Origin of the sequence: Paenibacillus sp. PAMC 26794 (genome assembly GCF_000316035.1) — a bacterium.
GTDB lineage: Bacteria > Bacillota > Bacilli > Paenibacillales > Paenibacillaceae > Paenibacillus.
This window is the reverse complement of record NZ_ANHX01000073.1, coordinates 26317-49214: the sequence shown is the minus strand read 5'-3', so window position 1 is coordinate 49214 and position 22898 is coordinate 26317. Positions and strand designations below refer to the sequence as shown.

Below are 22898 nucleotides of genomic sequence, written 5' to 3'. Positions count from 1 at the left end.
TACATGTAACGTTATTCAATAGGAATTGACGTTTTTTTGCGTAATAACTAGACTTGTCCGCTCTGGAAAAACAGTTGTGTTCATCAGGCAATACACCTGATATAACCAAGTACTTTTCCTTGACAGTCTAAATATCGCTTTGCTAAGATGGCAATAATAAATTTTTCAGAAAACGTATTTTCGGCGTAAAATACAGCCTGGAATCTTCGGGTTTTGGACCGTAAAGCTGAGCAAACATAAGGAGGAACACTTGCGTGTGGGAAGATAAATTTGGTAAGGAAGGCCTCACCTTTGATGATGTATTGCTAGTGCCACGGAAATCCGAGACACTGCCTAAAGAAGTAGATGTATCTATTCGTTTGAGCGATACTGTAAAGCTAAATATTCCTTTGATCAGTGCGGGTATGGATACGGTAACTGAAGCGACATTGGCTATTGCCATTGCACGTGAAGGCGGTATCGGTATTATTCATAAAAATATGTCGGTTGAACAACAGGCAGAAGAAGTAGATCGTGTTAAGCGTTCGGAGAGTGGTGTTATTACGAATCCATTCTCACTGACGGCAGATCATCTGGTATCTGATGCGGAAGCAGTAATGGCGAAATATCGGATCTCCGGTGTACCTATTATTGAAGGAGATCAGAAGTTGGTTGGTATTTTGACCAACCGCGATTTGCGTTTTATCCATGATTACGGCATCAAAATTAGCGAAGTCATGACTCGTGAGAATCTGGTTACCGCTCCTGTAGGTACTACACTGCAAGAAGCTGAAGGTATCCTTCAGAAGCACAAGATTGAAAAACTTCCATTAGTTGATGAGACAAACACGTTAAAAGGTCTTATCACGATTAAAGATATCGAGAAAGCCATTCAATTCCCTCATGCAGCCAAAGATGCTCAAGGACGTTTGTTGGTTGGTGCAGCGATTGGTATTTCAAAAGATACATTTGAACGTGCAGATGCTTTGGTACAAGCTGGTGTCGACCTGATTACGGTAGACTCGGCTCACGGACATCACATCAATATCATTGAAGCTGTACGTCAGCTTCGTGAACGTTTCCCTAGCCTGACCATCGTTGCAGGTAACGTCGCTACTGGTGCAGCCACTCGTGACCTGATCGAAGCAGGGGCTTCGGTAGTCAAAGTGGGTATTGGTCCAGGTTCGATTTGTACAACACGTGTTATCGCTGGTATTGGTGTACCTCAAGTAACTGCAGTCTACGATTGTGCAACGGTGGCACGTGAATATGGAGTTCCGATTATCGCGGACGGCGGAATTAAATATTCTGGTGAAATTACGAAGGCACTGGCTGCAGGCGCACACGCGGTGATGCTGGGAAGTTTGTTTGCCGGCACAGCAGAAAGCCCGGGAGAAACTGAAATCTTCCAAGGACGTAGCTACAAAGTATACCGCGGTATGGGTTCAATGGCTGCAATGAAACAAGGTAGTAAAGATCGTTACTTCCAAGATGATGACAAGAAACTGGTTCCGGAAGGAATCGAAGGTCGTGTCGCTTACAAAGGACCATTGTCTGATACGATCCACCAACTGATTGGTGGTCTGCGTTCGGGTATGGGATACTGTGGTACAAGTAACTTGGAGCAACTTCGTAACGATACAGGCTTTATCCGAATTACAGGTGCGGGACTGCGCGAAAGTCATCCCCATGATGTACAGATTACGAAAGAAGCACCTAACTACTCGTTGTAATCTGAAGAGAGTTAATCATTTCCAGGACAGGCTCGGTGATTTTCACCGGGTCTGTCTTTTTTTGCAGATACCCCTGTGATAGAATAGAACAAGCGGTGACGATCCATGGATGGATTAAGGCGTTGCGGCGGCTTTTTGACGTGAATCTATGAATATGGTTTTGAAAAGCAAATGCAGTGCCAGAAAAGGCTGCCAGTTAAACAGAAGCGCGGACGTCCTTTTACATAAGCATTCGCAAAATGCGGACGAAGTGACAATCGATAACGAACTTTAGGAGCAATAATATTGCTCGTTCGATACAGCGCATATAGTACACATCTCATACATTAAACACGCAGGTTAGGGAACAAGAAATTCGCAGCATAAGCTGCACTGAAGCAATTAACAATGCTTTGGAACGAAGGGAGTATTCATCAATTGAAAGCCAAACACATGAATAAAAAGAAACGCCAAATGCTCAAAAAGAGCGTAGCCTCGGTAATGCTAATTAACATGCTTTGCATGTCTGCAGTCATGCCGGTCATGGCTGCTGCGGACAACTCCGGTCAGGTTCTGACTGCTGCAGCAACAACAACGAAGACGGAGAAAGCTGTACAGGTGCCTGGGGTAGACTCGCTTGGGCTTGAGGTTAGATCAGCGGTGCTAATGGAGGCTTCAACAGGGCAGATTCTACTGTCTGTTGATGCGGATAAAGCGATGCCACCTGCCAGTATGACCAAGATGATGACAGAGTACATTGTCGCAGAGCAAGTCAAACAAGGAAAATTTGGCTGGGACGATATTGTACCTGTTAAAAAGAATGCTGCACAAAGTGTCGGATCACGTATTTTCCTGGCAGAAGGTGACGAGCACACAGTTAAGGATCTTTATATTGCTATGGCTGTTGGCTCTGCTAATGATGCTACGGTTGCTTTGGCAGAGTATGTTGCGGGTTCGGAAGAAGCTTTCGTGAAAATGATGAATGATGAAGCGAAGCGCATGGGCATGAAGGATACGTTCTTCATCAACTCTTCAGGTCTCGACCGAGCAGATATGCCTGCCGACTTCCGTCCGGCGGAAGATAAAGAAACAGTAATGTCCGCTCTGGATGCTGCGATTCTGTGCAGATATATCATTATGGATCACCCGGACTACACAGAATTTACAACTATTCAATCTTATAAGTTCCGTCCCAATGATAAAGCTCCAATTATCAATTACAACTGGATGCTGGAAGCGAATAAAAATATAACCAATTTCAAAAGCTATGCCTATGAAGGTCTGGATGGAATGAAAACAGGCCACACCACGAACGCAGGTAATAACTTTACAGGTACAGCAGAACGTAACGGTATGCGTCTAATTAGTGTTGTTATGGGCACAGATTCGGAATCCGCACGTTTCAGAGAAACTAAAAAGGTATTGGACTATGGATTTAACAACTTTGAAGTGAAACAGGCTGTCGCAGGCAAGACCAAAGTGACGGGCTGGGAAGCAGTACCTTTGAAAAAAGGGAAAGAAACAACCGTTCCTGTTGTAACAGATAATGCGGTAAGTTTTGTTGTTCCCAAAGGTACTCAGAACCTGGATGTGACGTTCAAAGCTAACGTAACTGAGGCTGACAAGCTGGTAGCACCAATCAAAGCAGGTACGAAGGTTGGTACAGTAACGTACACGTATAAAGCAGATGGAATTGAGCCACAGGAAAAAACAGTGAACTTGATCACTGCGGAAGAGGCTGAAAAAGGTGGATGGTTCCGTTTGTTCTTCCGTGCTGTGAAGGATTTCTTCGTGGATCTTTTTGACGGGATCAAAAATCTCTTTTAGTCCATAGCGTATTTCATGAAAAACGTATGATTATCAATTTAATGCTGATTTGGTCATATCATTGACAAAATACAAGTTATTCCGACTGGATGGATTGTATATTTACAATTTTTCCGGTAAAATATCAAGTTAGAATTCACGTATGATGAAGTAAAAAAGTACAATGTTCGTTTACCATATGCAAGATCGTGGCTGGTAAGAGAAGGGGAATGAGCGTATGAGGATCGGCGTTTTAGCACTTCAAGGAGCTGTCACAGAGCATATTCGAAGTATTGAACGTGCTGGAGCAGAAGGTATAGCTATCAAACAGGTTCAGCAATTGGAGGACTTGGATGGTCTTATCCTTCCTGGCGGGGAAAGCACGACGATCGGTAAACTGATGCGCAAGTATGGGTTTATGGATGCCATTAGGGCGTTTGCTGCTGAGGGCAAACCGGTATTTGGTACCTGTGCTGGCTTGATCGTTATGGCTAAACACATTGCAGGGCAAGAAGAAGCTCATTTGGAGCTAATGGATATGACTGTATCCCGAAATGCATTTGGACGGCAGAGAGAGAGTTTTGAGACGGATTTGCCAGTCAAAGGTATTGAGGAAACGGTAAGGGCTGTGTTTATACGGGCGCCTTTGATCGAGAGTGTTGGAGACCAGGTGGAGGTTCTCTCCACATACAAGGATGAGATTGTTACCGCTCGTCAGGGGCATTTGCTGGCTTGCTCCTACCATCCGGAATTGACGGATGACTATCGTCTGCATACTTATTTTGTAGACATGGCCAGATCCTACAAACACACGGTAGACTCTAAATAATGCATGATGTACAACCTATGATCTCCCGGTCATCGGATCACTTCCCCAGAAGCCGTGTAAGGCCGCTGGAGGGCAGTTGCATCTGAACGGATGCCTAATGTTGCCTGTATCTGCTTCATAGCGGGAATCGCAGCAGAGGGTGACACCGGGGATATAGGTTGTTTTTTGGGTTACAGGTTCCGATAAGTATATAGTAAGGTATATACAGTAGATTTTTGATAATGGATTTAACATAAGGCTTCACGTTGTGAGGTTATTTAGGAGGGGTATATCGTGCTTGATGTGAAAATATTGCGGAATGAGTATGCGCGTGTAGAAGAAGCATTGACTAAACGTGGCAAATCGCTGGATCTTATCGCTGGATTTACCGAGATGGATGCCAAGCGTCGGGAATTGCTTCAAGAGAGTGAAACGCTGAAGAGTCGTAGGAATACGGTCTCTGCGGAAGTTGCTAGACTGAAGAAGAATCGTGAGAATGCTGATGATCTGATTGTGGAGATGCGCGAAGTCTCTGATCGAATCAAAGCCATGGACGAAGAAGTTCGGGAACTGGAAGTGAAGATCAATGATCTCACAATGGCGATTCCGAACATTCCTAACGAAAGCGTACCTATTGGAGCTTCTGAAGACGACAATGTTGAGATTCGTCGTTGGGAAGAGCCGAAGTCATTTACTTTTGCACCAAAAGCACACTGGGAAATTGCGCAGGATCTCGATATTCTTGATTTTGAAGCGGCTGCCAAAGTAACGGGTTCCCGTTTTACCTTTTATAAAGGTCTGGGTGCGCGCCTGGAACGTGCATTGATCAACTTCATGATGGATCTGCACAGCGATCAACATGGATATGAAGAGATTCTACCTCCATACATCGTTAATCGGGACAGCTTGTTTGGAACAGGTCAACTGCCTAAGTTCGAAGAAGATCTGTTTAAGTTGAAAGATACTGAGTATTATCTGATTCCTACTGCTGAAGTTCCGGTAACGAACTACCATCGCGAAGAGATTCTGAATGTAGATCAATTGCCTAAGCACTTTGTGGCATACAGCTCTTGTTTCCGCTCTGAAGCCGGTTCGGCTGGACGGGATACACGCGGATTGATTCGTCAGCATCAATTCAACAAAGTAGAGCTTCTCAAGCTCTCTACTCCGGAGACTTCGTATGAAGAGCTGGAGCAAATGACTCAAAATGCGGAGCGTGTGCTTCAATTGTTGGGCTTGCCGTATCGCGTCCTGACATTGTGCACGGCAGATATGGGCTTCACCTCAGCTAAAACGTATGATATTGAAGTATGGTTACCTGAGAGCAATACCTATCGTGAGATTTCTTCGTGCTCCAACTGTGAGGACTTCCAGGCACGTCGTGCCAATATCCGTTTCCGCAGAGAGCCAAAAGCCAAACCGGAATTTGTTCATACATTGAACGGGTCAGGATTGGCTGTTGGACGGACGGTAGCCGCTATCCTGGAGAACTATCAACAGGAAGATGGTACGGTTGTTATTCCTGAAGCATTGCGTCCTTATATGGGCGGTGCAAGTGTGATTGCACGTCGCTCTTAAGTAAGAGTTAGCTAACCATCCTCATCAAGGGGAATACAAATTCAATCCGTCATTTTGGAATGGCGGATTGGAGTGTTTTGTATAACGGAGGCAGTTGTCTGATACGGGATCATCAATTTTAATATAAAAAGGTTGCATTATAATGTCGAGATGTGGTATGATACTTTTCGTGGCAAGTTTATAAAAGTTAATTTCCCTGGAGAGGTACCGAAGCGGTCATAACGGGGCGGTCTTGAAAACCGTTAGGGGGCAACTCCACGTGGGTTCGAATCCCACCCTCTCCGCCATACTACACTTATAACAAGGATTCGAGCGTTCTCGCTCGGGTCCTTTTTTGCGTTTATGCGTGCGAAATGTCTGAACTTACAGGTTCGTGGCCGATGTATACGTTGCACAGTACAACGTTATATTTTTAATAAGGTTAATATGTATAAAAACATCTTCATCGCCGCACTTTATAGGAGTGGAGGTGGTAAGATGAACCGCGAGTTAGACATCGATCAGACAGAGCTTGTAGGGGCTTGGCAAGAACGTTTGCCTCAAGTCCTGAATGTTGGAGATCAGGCTCATGTAATGGCCGATGAAGCCGATCAGCAGGCGATTCGGATACACATTGCTACAGCAGGGCACGAGATGTACTCTTTTGATTTCAAATGTGCATATGTCGATTCCCGTGAAGTCAGCGTACAGCTGATTGATGTGGAACGGGATGGACGAACGACGGATGAGCGTACAGAACCGATTCAGGAACTGGCTCACGATTATACACGGCACATTCATGAATGCGCCCAGTCGTTACAATCCCAGACGAGATAATAGCCTGAAATCTGAAGGAGTGAACTCAATTGACTAAAGCCAAAGCGGGAGTAGACAAAAACCTGCAAAATGTAGTCGATGATCTGGAGCAGCCTGCCGTAAACAGTCATCATGCCCAGCAAATTCAGCAAGATATTAATGATCGCCGTCATCAGGATGCACTGAATCATGACAAAACGGAAGATAGGGACCCATCCCATTCCTAACAATGATGAGGGGGCAATAATATGAGCAAACCAAAAACAATTCCCGTACCGGAAGCGGAAGCATCCGAACAGCATCGTCATTCATCCAAACGCTCTTCCATGCAGGAACCATTATCCGGTTCCAAAAAAGTAAAAAATCAAAATCATGTGGATCATTTGAATCCCCAAGGTTAATAGAAGAAACAGATTCACGCAAAAGTCCCTTGTTACCTAACAGGGGGCTTTTGCGTATTCATACATATATAAAGACAGGCACATGCTTATTCCCAAAGCTGTCATAGGTCTTTGTAGCCATTTTAAAGAGGAAAGATCACATTTTTCCCAAATTAGGTTTCGGTATCTGGTGATATGGTATATCATTGATATTGAATTACTTTTTTTTGGGGTTATCACGAGAGGAGAGAAACAAATGACTAAACGTATGGGGGCGCTTCTTCTCACGTTGCTGTTGACCGTATCTATGGCATTGACAGCATGTAGCAGCAAGCAGGAACCAAAAGAGGCATTGAAGACGGCTGCGGCCAATGCTTCCAAATTGACTTCGTATGAAATGAGTTCTAATTTCACTATTAATGAATTGAGCTATAAACCTGGGGATGCTTCACAAACTGATCCTACTATGACTCAGTTTATGAGCATGCTGAAGGATGCTCAGTTGAATGTAACGGGTGTATACCAAAGTGAGCCAATGCAGACCGAGATGACTCTTGGAATTGAGCTTAAAGGCGACATGGGTATGACCTTTAACATCCCAATGGTGATGACGGCAGAGAAACTCTATGTGAAAGTGCCGAATATTCCGTTCTTCCCGATTCCGGAGAATGTTGTTAACAAGTTCCTGGAACTTGACCTGAAAGAACTGGCTGAGCAAGAGGGTACAGAATGGAACCCTGATGCTATGGACGCAGCCAAAACGCAAAAGCTGAGCAACGAAGTCATGGACGCAGTGCTGAGCGAGTACGATCAAGCTAAATTCTTCAAAAATCTAGACACCAAAGATGCACAACTTCCTGAAGGTGTAGATGCGAAGCAGGTTGTACAATTCTCGGTGAATAATGACAATGTTAAAGAAGCAGTTACTGTACTGGTAACAAAAGCTATGCCTAAAGTATTGGATATTCTGTCCAAAGAGGAATATCGTGAAATGCTGCAAATGGATCAGGCTGATATCGACAAAGCTAAAGAAGATCTGAAGATCACTGAAGCAGATCAGGCTGAAATGGCTAAAGACTTGGATAAATTGAAAGATGTTCTGACAATCAACCAATTCAACATCGATTTCGCATTGGACAAAAACGACTTCCCTGTATATCAAAAGATGGTCGCTGATGTGCTGATCAAGCCAGAAGGTACAAAAGACGAGGTGAAATTGGCATTTACCGGTTCCAATACGTACACCAAGATTAACGAAAAAGCAGCATTCAAAATCAACATCCCTACTGGCGATGACGTAATTACTATGCAAGAGTTCGAAGAACTGATGAACGCTTCATACGGATACTAATCTCGCTGAGTTCAAACCGTCTGTGATTCAAGTGAAGGATAATCTCCTTCCGCTTGGGTACAGGCGTTTTTTTTTGCTACACAGCGCAAGAGGGGATATCCGCAAAATAATTGATCTTTGAAGTTGAATCGTGGCTGGTAATCTATACAAATAAAACCGCACTCTCTCCTACATAACTAGGGTAGTGCGGTTTTGAATATTAAATTTGTATATTGTTGAATTGGAAATACAGACGGTCGTGAGGATACGTTTCTTCTTAATTAGTTTGCAAGTTCGTCCAAGTCTTCAGCAAGTACAGCATAGATCTGATGATCCTGATATTTGCCGTTGATCTTGAGGTATTTGCGAGCAGTACCTTCAAACTGGAATCCGTTCTTCTCCAGTACGCGCTGTGAGCCTTTGTTGGAGGGTAATACCGCAGCCTGAACCCGATTTAACTTCAATGCACGGAAGCCATAAGCTACGGCCAGTTTAACCGCTGCTGTCATTCGTCCGCCACCCTGATAATCCGGATGGATAAAGTAACCCATATCCGCATAATTGGCAACGCCCAATACGACATTGTTGATACTTACTTGTCCAATCAACAGGCTGTCTTTAATGGTATAGATTCCAAATTGATATCCTGTACCATCTTCTGCTGCCTTGACCCGATCCTCAATCCGCCGAGTCTGAGCATTCAGTGTATAAAATTCATCGTCTCGCACGGGTTCTACAGCCTGGTATGGGACGCGTGTGATCTGAATCAGGTCCAAATAGGACTGTGTATCCTGGGGTGTGAGCAACCGAAGGCTTATGCCATTGGCTGTATCATAGAGTGTTAGTGCCATTACAGCACACTTCCTTTCTAATTGGGATGTTTGTAGTCGGTGACTACTTTAACTTTTGGCGCAGACTTCTGAAAAATTGAGTTAGCATCGTGGAGCATTCAGGCTGAAGGATATCCGGAATCACCTCGGTGCGATGGTTAAAACGAGGCTCCTGTAACAGGTTCATCAGTGTACCTGCACAGCCTGCCTTGGGATCAGCCGTACCATAGATTACGCGGGGGACCCTGGATTGTACAATTGCACCTGCACACATTGGACAAGGTTCCAGTGTGACGTACAGAGAACAATCCAACAAACGCCAAGCTCCGATGGTCTCGCTGGCCTGACGAATAGCCACCATCTCTGCATGGGCGGTGGAATCCAGTGTAGTTTCACGCAGATTGTATCCCCGACCAATAATTTGGTTATTTTGTACGATTACAGCTCCAATCGGCACTTCCCCAAGAGCCTCAGCTTTGTAGGCCTCGGCAATGGCCTCTCGCATCCAGTGCTCATGTTGAGCCTCTTCAGATAAATGCGCAAGATCGGTCTGAAGAAAATGGTCAGTCATTACTATATAACTCCTTCCAAAATCGTTTATTCAGCGAACAAATATTCGGGTTGTTAACATGTTGTGTATAGAATTGTGGATAACCGTGTAGTTGCTCACATAGTTATAAACAAACTATCCACAAGCCTGTGGGTATGTGGATAAATATAGTGATTAATTTCATTGTAGAGTTCGAAAATGCAAAAAACAACGAATTTCGAGCTTTTCAGTCATTCGGTAACTTTTGGACACAGGTCAATTATCCTTTTCAAAAAGACATACAAGCGTTATGATGGAGATAGGTTTTGCCATATATCGCCAGAGGGTACAAGCCGAGAGGTGAACAAAAAAACTTGTCTATTAAAACGAAATTATCCATGATTATGTCGTGCTCAGTGCTCGTTATTTTAGTGTTGAATATCGCACTGAGTTATTATACTACAGAAGAGAATCTAAGGCAGGACAGTGAAACCAAGATGGTGCTCACTGCAAAGCAGATTGCAATTGCTGTCGAACAGAATCAATACAGTTCGGATTATGTAAAACGGCAGATTGGAAACAATCTGTGGCTTGCTGCTGTCATGGCAGCGGAAGAATTGGACCCGGATATTAATAATATCACAAATGAAGAACTTGTACGCTTGAGCCAAAAGGTCGGCGTCTCACATATTTCGTTAATGGAGCAGACGGATGATGACATCGTTGTTAGCCGCTCCTCAGATCCGAGAGAAATCGGGCTGTCCACCAAATCCATGACTTATTGGTATCAGGCATTTAAGCAGTTGTTTGAAAAACAACAGGTGACGATTCCCCAAGGGCAGAAGTTGGAGCATTTCTGGTCAGATGGATTCGAATATTCGACATCCAGTCCTTCGGATATTGATATCTGGGGTTACTACCATGATGGAAAGAGAAACTACATAATCAATCCCTTCTATAATAATACGGAAGTTGATGACTATGTGAAAATCTCTAGTCCGGATGAGATTTTAAATAAAATTCGTGAGGTCAATCCCTCCATTCTGGAGATTACAGGCATCAATCCGTTGACTTTTGGCAGCCCGAACATGGGTGATGACGGAAGAGATTCGAACTTTAGCAAGTTGAATAACAGACCGATTCGTTTTGGTACATACCAGTATGGTTCTACGGATGAGGATCATCGTGCTGTGGTGCGCGCCATTCGAACAGGACAAAATGTATCTTTTGTCAGTGAAACGCACGAACAGAAGGTACTGAAGAGTTTTATTCCCATTTTCACACCCAATCAGTCTTCCTATGTGATCAGTATTGTCATGGACTATAAGCAAATATCCTCCATGGTATCTGAGCAGTTGGTGAGCCATGCCTCCATATCGTTGGTTTTGCTGGAGATTGTGATCTTTGGCAGCTATTTGCTCGCAGGGTATATTACACGTCCGATCCAATCCATACTGGGCAAAGTGAATGATGTAGCGGATGGGCACTTTGATTTCCGGCTGAAAGTCCGGAGGAAGGATGAACTTGGCCAGCTGGCCAATCGTATTAATGCCATGATTCGTAATCTGGGCCATTATACGAGCCGTCTGAAACAGATGTATGAAGAGAATCGGGCGGTGAAAGAACATCTGGAGTCCATTATCAATCAGACAGCGGATGCCATTCACATTACGGATCTTGAAGGAAAAGTGCTGCGGGTTAACCGCGCATTTGAACAATTATATGGCTTTCGAAGTCGTGAGGTGGAAGGTCGTAATCTCAAGATCATCCCGCCAGAGGCAGAAGAAGAAATGAAACGTCAGCATGCCCAACTCGTTGAGGGGATGTCCATTACGTCCAACGAAACCACCTGGATGAAGAAAGACGGGACCCGAGTTGAGGTCAGTGTCAGTACGGCTCCGGTACGAGACGAGGCTGGAGAGATTACCGCGCTCATTAGTGTCTCCAGGGACATTACAAGCCGTAATCGGATGGAAGAGCTGCTCAGACGTTCTGAGAAGCTAACAACCGTGGGCCAGCTTGCAGCAGGTGTGGCACATGAGATTCGTAATCCACTGACCACGCTGCGCGGATTCCTGCAGTTACAGCAAGAGAGCAACAAGCTGAATCATCGTCATCTGGATCTGATGTTATCGGAGCTGGATCGCATCAACCTTATCGTTGGTGAATTTCTGATTCTGGCGAAACCGCAGGCGGTTCATTTTCAAAATCGGGACATTCGTTTTATTCTTGGCGATGTCATCTCGTTACTGGATAGTCAGGCGCATCTGCATGGTGTAGAATTTGTACTGCGTGCCTCATCCGATTCGGCTATGGTACACTGTGAAGAGAACCAATTGAAGCAGGTATTCATCAATTTGCTGAAAAATGGTATGGAGGCCATGCCAAATGGAGGAAGCATCCATATCAAGCTCAAGCACGACGAGCAGTCGAAACGCGTCAGAATTGAGATCAGGGATGAAGGGATCGGTATCCCGGAAGAGATGATGCCCAAGCTTGGGGAGCCTTTCTTTACGAATAAAGAGTCTGGAACAGGGCTTGGCCTGATGGTCAGTCAGCGCATTATTCAATCACATAAGGGCATGATGGATATTAAAAGCGTCATGAACAAGGGAACAACGGTTATCATTGAACTGCCTGCATCCGAGCAACAACCGGAAGTCATTGAGGTAGATCAGGTAACGGATGAACCACTTACAGATGAAGAGAAATAGATGAGGTGAGATTACCTTTTGCGTATTAATAAATTTATTAGTGAAACAGGTTATTGCTCCCGGCGTGAAGCCGACAAGTTGGTGGATAGTGGTCAGGTAACCATTAATGGAGTTAAGGCTGAACTGGGCAGTCAGGCAGAAGAAGGCGACGATGTAAGAATTAATGGCAAACCGATCAAGGAAAAGAGAAAACACGTATATATCGCGCTGAATAAACCGATCGGGATCACAAGTACAACCGAGCAGCATATTCAGGGCAATATCGTTGATTTTGTCGGGCACGATGAACGTATCTTTCCAATCGGACGTCTGGATAAGGACTCGGAAGGTTTGATCCTGATGACCAATGATGGTGATATCGTTAACCGGATTCTTAGATCAGAAGGACGCCATGAGAAAGAGTATATCGTTACTGTTGATCGATCTGTAACCCCGAGTTTCCTTAGAGGCATGAGCACCGGGGTTAAGATTTTGGGTGAAATGACACGGCCTTGTACCGTGACCCGGATGACGGATCGTGTATTCCGTATTATCCTGACTGAAGGAAAGAACCGTCAGATTCGGCGGATGTGTAGTGCCTTTGGTTACGAGGTTCGTAAGTTGAAGCGTATTCGGATCATGAACATTCATCTTGGAGAAATGGCGACAGGTTCTTGGAGAGAGCTTACCGCTGCTGAAAAAACGGAGTTGGGCGGTCTGTTGGACTATTCACTGGAATAGTTGATTGGACTTTGACTAATTTAACCGATTTAAGCTCTGCTTTCCGTAAGGGAGTGCAGGGCTTTTTGGTATAGGTTCAATGACGACAGGTGAATCTCGCAAATAGTGTGAAAAATGTAGAGATAAACCAAGCATAAGCCTTATATAAACCAAAAAGACCGTTCTCCTTGTACCTGGAGAACGGTCTTTGGTTAATGAATCGCTGCAGGCCTCTAGTTTCCTCCGCCAACGGCTTTTACATTTGTATTGTTACTTTGATACTTCCGAATGATAGATACCTCTACACGGCGATTCTGTGCCCGTCCGGTATTGGTGTCATTGCTGGCAATCGGGTGATACTCTCCATAACCACTTGGTGTGAATTTGGAAGGGTCCAATCGCGAGTTCAGCAACAGGATTTTCAGGAAGTTGAGCGCACGATCTGCGCTTAGATCCCAGTTATCCTTATATTGGTTGTTCGAAATGGGAATATTATCGGTATGACCGGATACAACCACTTCATATTCAGGGAACTCCTGCAGCATGCTTGAGATTGCTTTGGCCAGGGATCGTGATTCAGGCTTCACATCTGCTCGGCCTGAGGAGAACAGGGCGTTATCACTGATGGTGATCTTCAATTCAGACTGATTCAGCTTAGTGTTCAGCTGATCCGAAAGTCCGTTCTTCGAGATATATTTGTCGAGTCGCTCTTTGAGTTTCTCCAGGTCTTCTTGTTCTTTTTGAGCCATCTGTGCATCCGTAATCTGAGCTGGTGTTTTCTTGGTGATTTCTGTAGGTTCCTGTTTGTTCTTACCCAGATCGGCACCTGGCGTATCCGGATTCATGGACGTATGATCCAGAACACCGGAGCCTCCATTCAATGCACTGCTTAGCGCGGAAGCCATCTGCTCGAACTTGGCTGCATCGATTGAACTCATGGAGAACAACGTGATAAACAGGGCAAGCAACAAGGTCATCAAGTCAGAATAGGGAAGCAACCAGCTCTCGTCTATATGTTCTTCATGTGGTTCGTGCTTTTTAGCCTTTTTCACCTGATGATCCCTCCTTCTCTTCCAGTTGTTTACGTTCGGAAGGTGTCAGGAATACGGATAACTTTTGGTTGATGGCGATGGTGGATACACCAGACTGTATGGATAACAATCCTTCAACCATCATCAGCTTGATCTCCATTTCTTGCTTGGACATCCGCTTCAGCTTGTTAGACATCGGGTGCCATAACACGTAACCACTAAATATACCAAGGAGTGTTGCGATAAATGCTGCCGCAATCGCATGGGAGAGTTTCTCCATGTCACTGAGATCGGCAAGTGCTGCGATGAGACCTACAACGGCCCCGAGAACCCCGAGCGTTGGCGCGTACATCCCCGCCTGAGCGAAGATCAAGGCACCGCCACGGTGGCGCTCCTCTGTAGCATGAATATCTTCCATCAGTACATCACTTACAAATTCCTGATCGTTGCCGTCGATAATCATACGCATACCGCCACGAAGGAACTGATCGTCGATCTCTTCTACTTTTGATTCCAGTGCAAGCAAACCTTCACGACGGGTAGTGGAAGCCCAGTCCATAAACGTGCCGATCAGAGACACTCGATCAATAAGTACTTGATTTTTGAAAATAATCCCGAAAAGCTTAGGGATTTTCTTAACTTCGGACATTGGAAATGCGATAAAGATAGTTCCTGCCGTACCAACAAAGATAATAACGTAGGCTGCCGGATTGTTAACCAGGTTGATTAAGGGCGCACCCTTCAGGAACATACCGAGTACAAGGGAGACCAGTCCAAAAACTAGTCCAATAATCGTTGAAATGTTCATCATACACCTCATCCATGAGATAAAATTGAATCCTTTCAAGCGGCTGTATTCGGGCTTCCGGACGAATTTTTGGCCGCAATCCGTTCAATGTTAGGCATTCCTTACGGTTGCTAAAACAGTTAAAACGGTCATATATGTATTTATCGACCAGAAGGCCTTTTTTTTTAAGGGCTATTTTCAGGTATAATAAGATCAAATCCGCTCCTTAGGGGCCGAATAGGAGTGAAAAGCCAATGGGCGTAAAGCATGGACGGGATTATGAAGGAATTTTGACAGATCTGACAACGGCAATCGGACGCATACCGGATCGGTATGTTTTCTTTGAAATGGACGCTGAAGAGTGGGAGAGACTGGCTGCATCTGACCAACTTGAAGTGGATGAGGCGCTGGCGGAGGATTTGTTTTATGCGCTGGGCGAGGATTCTGTTATTCCGGTTGGAAGTGGCGTGGTCATCCATGATAAGGAACAGCACCGCATTCATATTTTGATCGGGGAAGAAGAGTTGACATTTGTACCTTTAATTTAGTGTGTTTACATGTATTTTCAGGGGTATGAATGGAACTGGAATTGTCCTCAAAGCCTTATGGTTAGTGGTTCTATGCCATGTAGTTGATTGGATTTTGAATCTTGTCCGTGGTAAGATGTTAGTCGTGAAATGGGCCAACCGCATGGCGGTGAGCCTGGCCTTTGAGGTTGCGTTGATAGCGCCGAAGGTGTCGGTGGTTATACGGACTCACGTCTGTAATGTACCATCCTATGGGGAGGAAGATAACGCATGGTTTTTTCGCAAGAGGAAGTCGAAGCTCATCTGGGAAGGCTGGAAGGCTGGGAACTGGAAGAGGGACGGTGGATTGTACGTAAATTCGTGTTCTCCAACTACATGAAAGGGATTGCATTTGTGGATGAGGTCGCTGCGATCTCGGAAGCATTCAATCATCATCCTTTTATTACGATTGATTATACAACGGTTACGCTGCGTCTCACATCATGGGATGCGGGTGGTATTACATCTGTAGATATCAAGGAAGCAGGGCAATATAACGAAGCTTATGACAAAATGAGGTCGCAATAACGAGGTCGGTTATTATCGCGCGGCCAGAAGTGAGTGAACCATACATGCCAGACTATAATCAGAAACAACCTCTTATTGCTGTCGTAGGCAGTCTCAATATGGATCTTGTGGTGAAGACAGACACGATTCCGGAAGAGGGAGAGACGGTGAGCGGTGAGGAGATGCATTATCTCGCTGGTGGCAAAGGGGCGAACCAGGCTGTTGCTGCTGCGCGTCTGGGTGGACAGACGACGATGATTGGTGCGGTGGGATCGGACGGTTTTGGCGAACGTCTACTGCAGAGTCTGACGGAAAGTGGTGCAGATGCCTCGCAGGTTCGCATATTGGAAGACACGGTTACAGGGACGGCTTCCATCTGGCTCTCTCGGGGAGACAACCGGATTATCGTTATTCCTGGTGCGAATGGGCAAGTGGTGCCTGAGATGCTGGAAGAGGCGGATACGGTAAAAAGCCTGACTGCAGCCGCAGCGGTGCTGCTACAGCTGGAGATCCCGCTGCCAGCGGTTACCCGCGCCGCCCAACTGGCGGCTGAAGGCAGCGCACTGGTGGTGCTCAACCCGGCTCCCGCGGTGCCGGGTCTGCCCCAGGAGCTCCTGCGGTGCGTCGACGTTGTCACGCCGAACCGCAGTGAGCTTGCCGTGCTTACCGGCCGGGATCATCTCCGGCCGGAAGACCTGGATGCGGCGGTCGCAGAGCTCGCCGCATCCCTCGGGGCCGCTGTCGTCACGACGCTCGGCCCCGAGGGGGCTGTGTACGCGGCGGCGCCTGGTGGCCGCGTACAAGCAGGGCGTGCCGGCGCTTGCCGTGCGCCCGGCTACGCCGTAAGCGCCGTCGATACGACCGGCGCTGGCGATTGCTTCAACGGCGCGCTGGCGGTAGCAATCGCGCGCGGTGAGACTTTGGACGCGGCCGTAGGCTTCGCCATGGGTGCGGCCGCGTTATCCGTGACGAAGCTCGGCGCCCAGTCCGGGATGCCGTCCGCACGTGAAGTTGAGGCCTTTCTGGCTGAGCATGCCGCAGAGGCCTGATAATTGGTATAACGAAGAGGCTCTTATTCTCCCAAAAGGGGATTAAGGGCCTCTTCGTATATGTTATGCGCGTGCAGAGATTATTTCTTCTCTGACAGCCACATGGCGATATTTGCAATCTCTTCGTCCTGCAGTTTACCCTTGAAGGAAGGCATACCACCTTTACCTTTGACAATCGTAGAATAGATCTTCTCCAGATCATCCTGGCTGCCGATGTTGGCCAGAGCAGGTCCTACGCCACCTTGAAGCTGATCCCCGTGACAGGAGATACAATTGGCTTTGACCAGTGCTTCAGCCTGTCCGGCATCCAATGTTACTTCCGGCATGCTTGGCTTGGCTTCTTCAGCTACTTCTTCTTTCCCTGGAAGCGTAAACATTAAAACAATAGCTAAAGCGCATGCTGCAAAAAATACTCCGCTCATGATCCATTTGTGCATCCCTTATGTCCCCTCCAGAATGAAAGATCATCTAACCTGAAACTATCCATATCATTATAACGGAACCTGTACTGACATCATAGCATTTTGTGGGAATTTTTTGAACTAATCACATAACAAGGGGCAAATTTGGTTGTTTTGCAATGGATTCTAACCGCGAGGCCCTTCATAAACCATACAGTGAAAGGGCTTCAAGCCGCTTGGGGTCTGTCGTTCGTATGTATCCTGGGTGACAAATCCACTCTTCAGATAGACTTGAATGGCACGAGCATTCCAAGTGAGTACTTCCAGATCAATCGCATTCGTGGGATTTCGGCGAATAGCTTCTTGTACAATGGCAGTGACAAAAGCTGTCCCTTGACCCTGACCACACAGCTCTGGATGCATGCCAAGGCCAATCCGGGTTACCCCTTGAAGTGGGAAGTATTGAGCAAACCCACATATACGATCGTTCTGATCCAGGACGATCGCATATTGCTCCTGCCGCAGCTGTGCATCTCCGAATTCCACTTCCAGAGCTTTCATCTGCTCCCAGGGGAGCCAGCTGTAGATATTGTAAGGCGGATCATACTGCCAACTGCAGATAAGCTCCGCATGTTCTTCTCGCATGGGTACAACGTGAAACGTCACAGGGGTTTCCTTCATACACCTGCATGCTCCTTTCCTTGAAACAGAACTCTTTGTCCACTCTACAAAAGTGATGTTCATTTAGCAAGTCTTCCTTCCCAAGAAAAAAAATGAAACAAAAGTTCCGGTAATTTCGTTTATATTATAACGGGATGGGTAAAAACATCATAAGGGCACGGACGAACGAACGCAAAATGAACCTGTTGATGTCGCAGGATATGCCCCGAGTATAACTTGCAACATGAATAAGGATTGAAGCACAAAAAAACCGCCGGATACATTCCTGCGGAGAATGTACCGGGCGGTTCTGTTATGCTTCTTGCTTCGTTCCAGTATGTTTAATGGTTACAGCATCATGTTGCTCAGCTTGTCCCTAGTCAAGGGCCAGTGATTCATATGCGTCCGTGCTCATAATCCGTTTTGCGCCAACATAACGATTGGCCCAATAGTTTTCACTCAATGCACTGATCGTAACGCCTTTGGAAGAAGAGGAGTGTGCGAACTTTCCATCCCCTACAAAGATTCCTACATGGGATACGCCTTTACCTGTTGTATTAAAGAACACCAGATCGCCAGCTCTCATCTCCATGCGGGATACGGAATCGCCCATGTCGAATTGGGAACTGGATTGGCGTGCCAAATCAATACCCAACTTGTCGAATACATACCGTGTAAATCCGGAGCAGTCAAAGCCGTTGAGCGTTGTTCCTCCACTTTGATATGTAGTTCCCATTGCTGAATCAATTACTTTGTCCATCTTTGAATCTGCGAATGCGCTACCTGCACCAAGCGATAAAGCGAATGTGATGCTAAGTACAGCTGCGGTTAATTTCTTCTTGAACAAGAGATATTCCCCTTCCAACGCCTGCGAGGTTAGCTTAAGGATTCGGTTGAAGGTCCCCTATGATCCCTCTGTAGCAAGATCAATTCACCCATAACTGGTTCCCCCGCTTCCCAGGTGCCAGGAATTTGGCTATGCTAGTTATGCACCTGCGAAATCAAGAAATGACGATTTAATTTTAAGTAGTTACAAATATGAATGTAAATATTACAAAGTTGTTACTAAAAACTCACTGCGATTATTGTAACAGAGGAGTACGGCTTTGGCAACGTTTAGCAACAAATTTAGCAAAAAAAACCTCGACCTTTGACGGGGAAAGGTTGAGGTTTGCCTATTTATAAGTACATATTAGGCCATGAGTTTAACATGTGATGGTAACAATTTTTAAACTATCTGCTCTCACCTTTGGATATTTTGGACTGCCATAATCGGAAATGGCTGCATATTTTCCACAGACTCAATAGACATCTGGCAAGTGGATACGTCTGTTGTAGTATAAGTCCGGTAAGTCCCGTTAATAACCATGAGGCTGAAGTGAATGCCCCGAAGATAAGCAGGTGTACTCCGCCCAGCAGGAGTGCAATGCCGATTACAGTGATGAGATGGCGCAGTGCAATCCAGACTGCTTTGAGGGTGCCGTGAGCCCCGCCTTCTCCTTCTGGTGCCGAAACACCGAACTGCATGTAGAGTATGACATGGTGGATGATCCAACCATATACAATCCAGGCAGCAACATAAGGTATACCAGGCAAAAGTAATTGAAGGGAATGAAATCCGTCCATGAGAATCGAGTAGAGCTTCGGTATGAGCCAGTAGGCGGGCAGAAGTATCAATAATGTACGTATGGTGTGGAGCAGCAGCATCGGTTTCCACAGATTTTTGATTCCGCGGACGAAGGGGATGCGCTCTTCTGTAGAATTAAAGTGCTGAAGTGAGTAGAGCAGTCCTGCCTGAATGAGGGGGCTGATCAACATGCGAACTAGCAGCATGCCCCCTAGAATCCAAAGATAACGATGAACCTCCGGATGGGTAGACAGGTTAAGTTGACTTTCCATTTTGAACAAAAATGTACTCAGCTCACCGGCATCAGCATCTGGATAGCGAAGGAGTAGTGGGATGACCGCCGATTGTACCATTCGATAGAAGAAATATCCCCAAATGAGTTGATAAAGAAATAAGAGTGCGGCAATGAACATATGCTGACGGACGAGAAACCAGCCTTCACGTATTTTCGCTTTCACCGTTTCCACCTCACCATGACAGACCTCCGAATATGGCTTCTATTAGTTTGGTTACACTCATGCTCCAGCGGGACTTCGCCTGCTCATCCAGTCCGGATTTCAGGAAATTGTTCATATGGCGGTTCTCCAGCACGATCGAGTACAGGGGATCGGTCATGGCCCAGGATACGGGTGATGTGTGAGTTAATTTATACGTGATGCGATCTTCTTTGCCATTCCATTGCTTGGTGAGGATATGCCCGTCTTCAAAAGCAATGCGAACAGGAACGGCGCTGTAATCACTCCCTTTTTTTGCGATCGTCACGGATGACTCGTACAATGTTTGACCGTCTTTCTGTACGGGCGTAACACGAATCTTCTCTACAGCAAAGTCAGCCATCCCGTCACTATAGACGTATTGATCAAAATAATCAGACCAGGAAGTGCGGGTCACTTGTTCCACAATTTTCTGAAAATCAGCCGAAGTGGGATGTTTGAAACGGTACTTCTTCACATAGGTAGAGAGGATACGTTCCATCTTTTTGGCACCGACTTGATGTTCGATACCAAGCAATACAAGTTTGCCACGTGTATAGACATTGGCTGCATACTCATTCTGTGAATCGAACTTCCAGGATTCTTGTGTTAAAGATGAAGGAGATGTAATCAGTCCCGATTGTACTGGCAGGTTCGGAATCAGTCCGTATTCCTGCTCCATCAGTTTATCTTCCGCATAAGAGGTGAATCCCTCATCTAGCCAGGCTTCCTCGAATTCGTTGCTGGCAACCATGCCATAGAAGTACTGGTGTCCGATCTCGTGGACTACGGTACGTTCCAGGTCATAACCTGGCGTAGTATCATCGGCTCCAAAGGCTGTAACTAGCGTAGGATATTCCATGCCTCCGGCACCGTTCCCCGTTTTGGGTGGAACAACGATGGATAAGGTAGCGTAAGGATATGGGCCAAACCATTTGCTATAATTGGCTAGTGCGGCCTTCGCGGCGTAAAAATAACGTTCTTTCAGATCCTGATGAGCAGGGTCCAGATATAACTTGATTCGTACACCAGGCACATTGGGTGCAGAGAAGGGTTCCTCGGCGTAGACAAAATCCGGTGAGGCTGCCCAGGCGAAGTCATGCACATCATCGGCGTAAAATTGATAGACCTTTTCTCCATTCTTCACCACGGCTTGCTGCGTCGGAAATCCGGTAGCAGCTACTTTGTATGTTTCAGGCACCCGAATACGCACACTATATATACCGAAGTCGGCATAAAACTCTGAATTGCCATGGTATTGGTGCAGATTCCAGCCTTCCGTTGTTCGTCCACGCCTGCCTACAGGTTCATAGGCACTGATTTTGGGAAACCATTGACCCGCCATGACAAAGTCATCGGCTGTGCCCATCCGGGCAAAAATCTTAGGCAGATTCACTACAAATCGGGTGTGGAGTGTAATGCTCTCTCCACCTTTGACAGGTTTGGGTAATCGTACTTTAATGAGAGTAGTGTCTTTGATATTTCCGTCATCTGGTTGCACATACTGCATCCGGTGTAGCAGAGAGAGCCCGTCCTCCGTTTTCATTTCGGTAATGTTCATGGAGCCGTAGCCATTGGTAGGCATGACATCACCCCGAAGCTTTCCACCGGATTCCTTCATAAAGGTGGTGTCAGCAGAAGAGAAGGCGTTGGGATACATATGAAAGTAAAGCTCGCTGACGGTTTTTTTACCTGGATGTGTCCAGGTAATCGTCTGAGTCCCTTCCAGTACATTCCCTTCGACCAGTTTTACATTCATGTGATATTCCACAACACGGTTGCTGTACACTTCGGCGGTAGGGGTCTGTACACTTTCTGGAGGTGCTGGCGTTGGGGCTATTGCCTTGGGCTTGCCCGATTCCGGGGCGAGTACTGGCAATTCGGAATGAGTTGAGCGATTATAACCCAGAGTGATCCATATCCCTCCGGCAAGTACACACAGGGCCAGGGATGCAGTGAGCCAGCTCTTGGCGCGTCGTGGAATCATCGTTAAATACCTCCCGTTGACAAGCATCTACAGCATGTATATGTTTGCAATGGGGCAATTATTAGTTAAAATATTTGTATCAACCCTTGGAGGTTATAAACATGGACCAAAACGAGCAAAACGGCAAAAAACAGATTGCCTTGAATATCGTTAGTGCAAAAAGCAAGCATAAAGGCTTCGGTGCAGGCTCCATTGAGCTGAATAACCTTTCCCCGGTCATTATTGATAATGGCGAAGCCAAAATCGATATCGGTGCGATGCATGCGAAGAGCAAAGTGGAACGCAATATCAAGTTCTCAACCAATCGTGAAGATGTACCCAACGGACGCCAGGTATGGCTGGTATGGGTAGCTGTAGATCGCACGGAGGAAGGCCAACTGTATGGTGGAGCAACGGCATGTGAGATGTGGATTGATACAGAAGCAAGACGTGGATGGAAACTGCTGGCGGAACATGTGAATCGCATGGATTATGCCTTGAAGCGTCGCTTCATGTTGGATGAGCTTGGACCTGAAGCTCGGGCCGCACTCAAGACACTGTTGATCTCACACAACGAAGACTGGTGGAATGCTTCTCCAGATGTATTGAAGGAAGCACTCGCCTAAGGCAGATCATTTTCAACAAAGTATAAAAGCAAAAAAGCAAAAGGC

At 46.1% G+C, this 22898-nt stretch carries 23 protein-coding genes, 1 tRNA gene and 1 riboswitch; of the genes, 15 read left to right on the top strand and 9 right to left on the bottom strand.

Annotated elements, in window-relative coordinates; translation table 11 throughout:
• Window positions 1-254: 254 nt before the first annotated feature.
• The 9 genes from guaB to D829_RS0123305 all read left to right on the top strand — a co-directional run bounded on the left by guaB (window position 255) and on the right by D829_RS0123305 (window position 8409).
• Window positions 255-1712 (top strand): IMP dehydrogenase, encoded by a 1458-nt coding sequence (guaB, locus tag D829_RS0123345; protein WP_017691330.1) that lies wholly within the window; start codon window positions 255-257, stop codon window positions 1710-1712.
• Window positions 1713-2129: 417 nt separating this feature from the next.
• Complete coding sequence (locus tag D829_RS0123340; protein WP_017691329.1) at window positions 2130-3518, top strand: D-alanyl-D-alanine carboxypeptidase family protein; 1389 nt, start codon at window positions 2130-2132, stop codon at window positions 3516-3518.
• Window positions 3519-3735: 217 nt separating this feature from the next.
• The gene (pdxT, locus tag D829_RS0123335) at window positions 3736-4326 is read left to right on the top strand and encodes a pyridoxal 5'-phosphate synthase glutaminase subunit PdxT (protein WP_017691328.1); all 591 of its coding nucleotides are present in this window, start codon (window positions 3736-3738) and stop codon (window positions 4324-4326) included.
• A 273-nt stretch (window positions 4327-4599) separates the two neighbouring features.
• Complete coding sequence (gene serS / locus D829_RS0123330; protein ID WP_017691327.1) at window positions 4600-5883, top strand: serine--tRNA ligase; 1284 nt, start codon at window positions 4600-4602, stop codon at window positions 5881-5883.
• 198 nt (window positions 5884-6081) lie between these two features.
• Window positions 6082-6170 (top strand) — tRNA-Ser (locus D829_RS0123325).
• Between the two features lie 190 nt (window positions 6171-6360).
• Window positions 6361-6699 carry a hypothetical protein gene (locus D829_RS0123320; RefSeq protein WP_017691326.1) on the top strand — a complete coding sequence of 113 codons (339 nt, stop codon included), beginning with the start codon at window positions 6361-6363 and terminating at the stop codon, window positions 6697-6699.
• A 29-nt stretch (window positions 6700-6728) separates the two neighbouring features.
• Entirely contained in the window at window positions 6729-6905 is a 177-nt protein-coding gene (locus D829_RS33820) for a hypothetical protein (RefSeq protein ID WP_017691325.1), read from the top strand.
• A 21-nt stretch (window positions 6906-6926) separates the two neighbouring features.
• Window positions 6927-7079 (top strand): small acid-soluble spore protein P, encoded by a 153-nt coding sequence (locus D829_RS0123310; RefSeq protein ID WP_017691324.1) that lies wholly within the window; start codon window positions 6927-6929, stop codon window positions 7077-7079.
• 235 nt (window positions 7080-7314) lie between these two features.
• Complete coding sequence (locus D829_RS0123305) at window positions 7315-8409, top strand: hypothetical protein (RefSeq protein WP_017691323.1); 1095 nt, start codon at window positions 7315-7317, stop codon at window positions 8407-8409.
• Window positions 8410-8669: 260 nt separating this feature from the next.
• On the opposite strand, the gene D829_RS0123300 is transcribed toward D829_RS0123305, so the two are convergent.
• Window positions 8670-9239, bottom strand: coding sequence for a GNAT family protein (locus D829_RS0123300; protein ID WP_017691322.1), 570 nt, complete (start codon window positions 9237-9239; stop codon window positions 8670-8672).
• Between the two features lie 43 nt (window positions 9240-9282).
• A complete protein-coding gene (tadA, locus tag D829_RS0123295; protein WP_017691321.1) occupies window positions 9283-9789 on the bottom strand; it encodes a tRNA adenosine(34) deaminase TadA in 507 nt (168 codons plus the stop codon).
• 332 nt (window positions 9790-10121) lie between these two features.
• On the opposite strand from tadA, the gene D829_RS31745 reads away from it, so the two are divergent.
• Entirely contained in the window at window positions 10122-12461 is a 2340-nt protein-coding gene (locus tag D829_RS31745) for an ATP-binding protein (protein WP_051154057.1), read from the top strand.
• 18 nt (window positions 12462-12479) lie between these two features.
• Window positions 12480-13181 (top strand): 23S rRNA pseudouridine(2604) synthase RluF, encoded by a 702-nt coding sequence (rluF, locus tag D829_RS0123285; protein WP_017691319.1) that lies wholly within the window; start codon window positions 12480-12482, stop codon window positions 13179-13181.
• Between the two features lie 212 nt (window positions 13182-13393).
• Here rluF and motB read toward each other — a convergent pair whose 3' ends face one another.
• Window positions 13394-14212, bottom strand: coding sequence for a flagellar motor protein MotB (motB, locus tag D829_RS0123280; RefSeq protein ID WP_017691318.1), 819 nt, complete (start codon window positions 14210-14212; stop codon window positions 13394-13396).
• A complete protein-coding gene (gene motA, locus D829_RS0123275) occupies window positions 14199-14999 on the bottom strand; it encodes a flagellar motor stator protein MotA (protein ID WP_017691317.1) in 801 nt (266 codons plus the stop codon). The genes motB and motA overlap by 14 nt, the downstream gene beginning before the upstream one ends.
• 233 nt (window positions 15000-15232) lie before the next feature.
• On the opposite strand from motA, the gene D829_RS0123270 reads away from it, so the two are divergent.
• From D829_RS0123270 to rbsK, 3 genes are all read left to right on the top strand, one after another.
• Window positions 15233-15526 carry a hypothetical protein gene (locus tag D829_RS0123270; RefSeq protein ID WP_017691316.1) on the top strand — a complete coding sequence of 98 codons (294 nt, stop codon included), beginning with the start codon at window positions 15233-15235 and terminating at the stop codon, window positions 15524-15526.
• A gap of 249 nt (window positions 15527-15775) precedes the next feature.
• Entirely contained in the window at window positions 15776-16072 is a 297-nt protein-coding gene (locus tag D829_RS0123265; RefSeq protein ID WP_017691315.1) for a 4a-hydroxytetrahydrobiopterin dehydratase, read from the top strand.
• A gap of 44 nt (window positions 16073-16116) precedes the next feature.
• Window positions 16117-17100: a ribokinase gene (gene rbsK / locus D829_RS0123260; RefSeq protein WP_017691314.1), complete on the top strand. Its 984-nt coding sequence runs from the start codon at window positions 16117-16119 to the stop codon at window positions 17098-17100.
• Between the two features lie 80 nt (window positions 17101-17180).
• On the opposite strand, the gene D829_RS0123255 is transcribed toward rbsK, so the two are convergent.
• From D829_RS0123255 to D829_RS0123235, 5 genes are all read right to left on the bottom strand, one after another.
• A complete protein-coding gene (locus D829_RS0123255; protein ID WP_017691313.1) occupies window positions 17181-17537 on the bottom strand; it encodes a cytochrome c in 357 nt (118 codons plus the stop codon).
• 150 nt (window positions 17538-17687) lie between these two features.
• The gene (locus D829_RS0123250; RefSeq protein ID WP_017691312.1) at window positions 17688-18182 is read right to left on the bottom strand and encodes a GNAT family protein; all 495 of its coding nucleotides are present in this window, start codon (window positions 18180-18182) and stop codon (window positions 17688-17690) included.
• A gap of 355 nt (window positions 18183-18537) precedes the next feature.
• Window positions 18538-18972: a C40 family peptidase gene (locus D829_RS0123245; protein WP_241230808.1), complete on the bottom strand. Its 435-nt coding sequence runs from the start codon at window positions 18970-18972 to the stop codon at window positions 18538-18540.
• A gap of 39 nt (window positions 18973-19011) precedes the next feature.
• Window positions 19012-19149: riboswitch (cyclic di-AMP (ydaO/yuaA leader) on the bottom strand.
• A 245-nt stretch (window positions 19150-19394) separates the two neighbouring features.
• Complete coding sequence (locus tag D829_RS0123240; RefSeq protein WP_026081368.1) at window positions 19395-20246, bottom strand: hypothetical protein; 852 nt, start codon at window positions 20244-20246, stop codon at window positions 19395-19397.
• 10 nt (window positions 20247-20256) lie between these two features.
• On the bottom strand, window positions 20257-22248 hold the full coding sequence (locus D829_RS0123235; RefSeq protein WP_017691309.1) for a M1 family metallopeptidase: 1992 nt from the start codon (window positions 22246-22248) through the stop codon (window positions 20257-20259).
• 101 nt (window positions 22249-22349) lie between these two features.
• Here D829_RS0123235 and D829_RS0123230 point away from each other — a divergent pair, with 101 nt between their 5' ends.
• Window positions 22350-22853 carry a YwhD family protein gene (locus tag D829_RS0123230; protein WP_017691308.1) on the top strand — a complete coding sequence of 168 codons (504 nt, stop codon included), beginning with the start codon at window positions 22350-22352 and terminating at the stop codon, window positions 22851-22853.
• The last annotated feature ends 45 nt before the right edge of the window (window positions 22854-22898 follow it).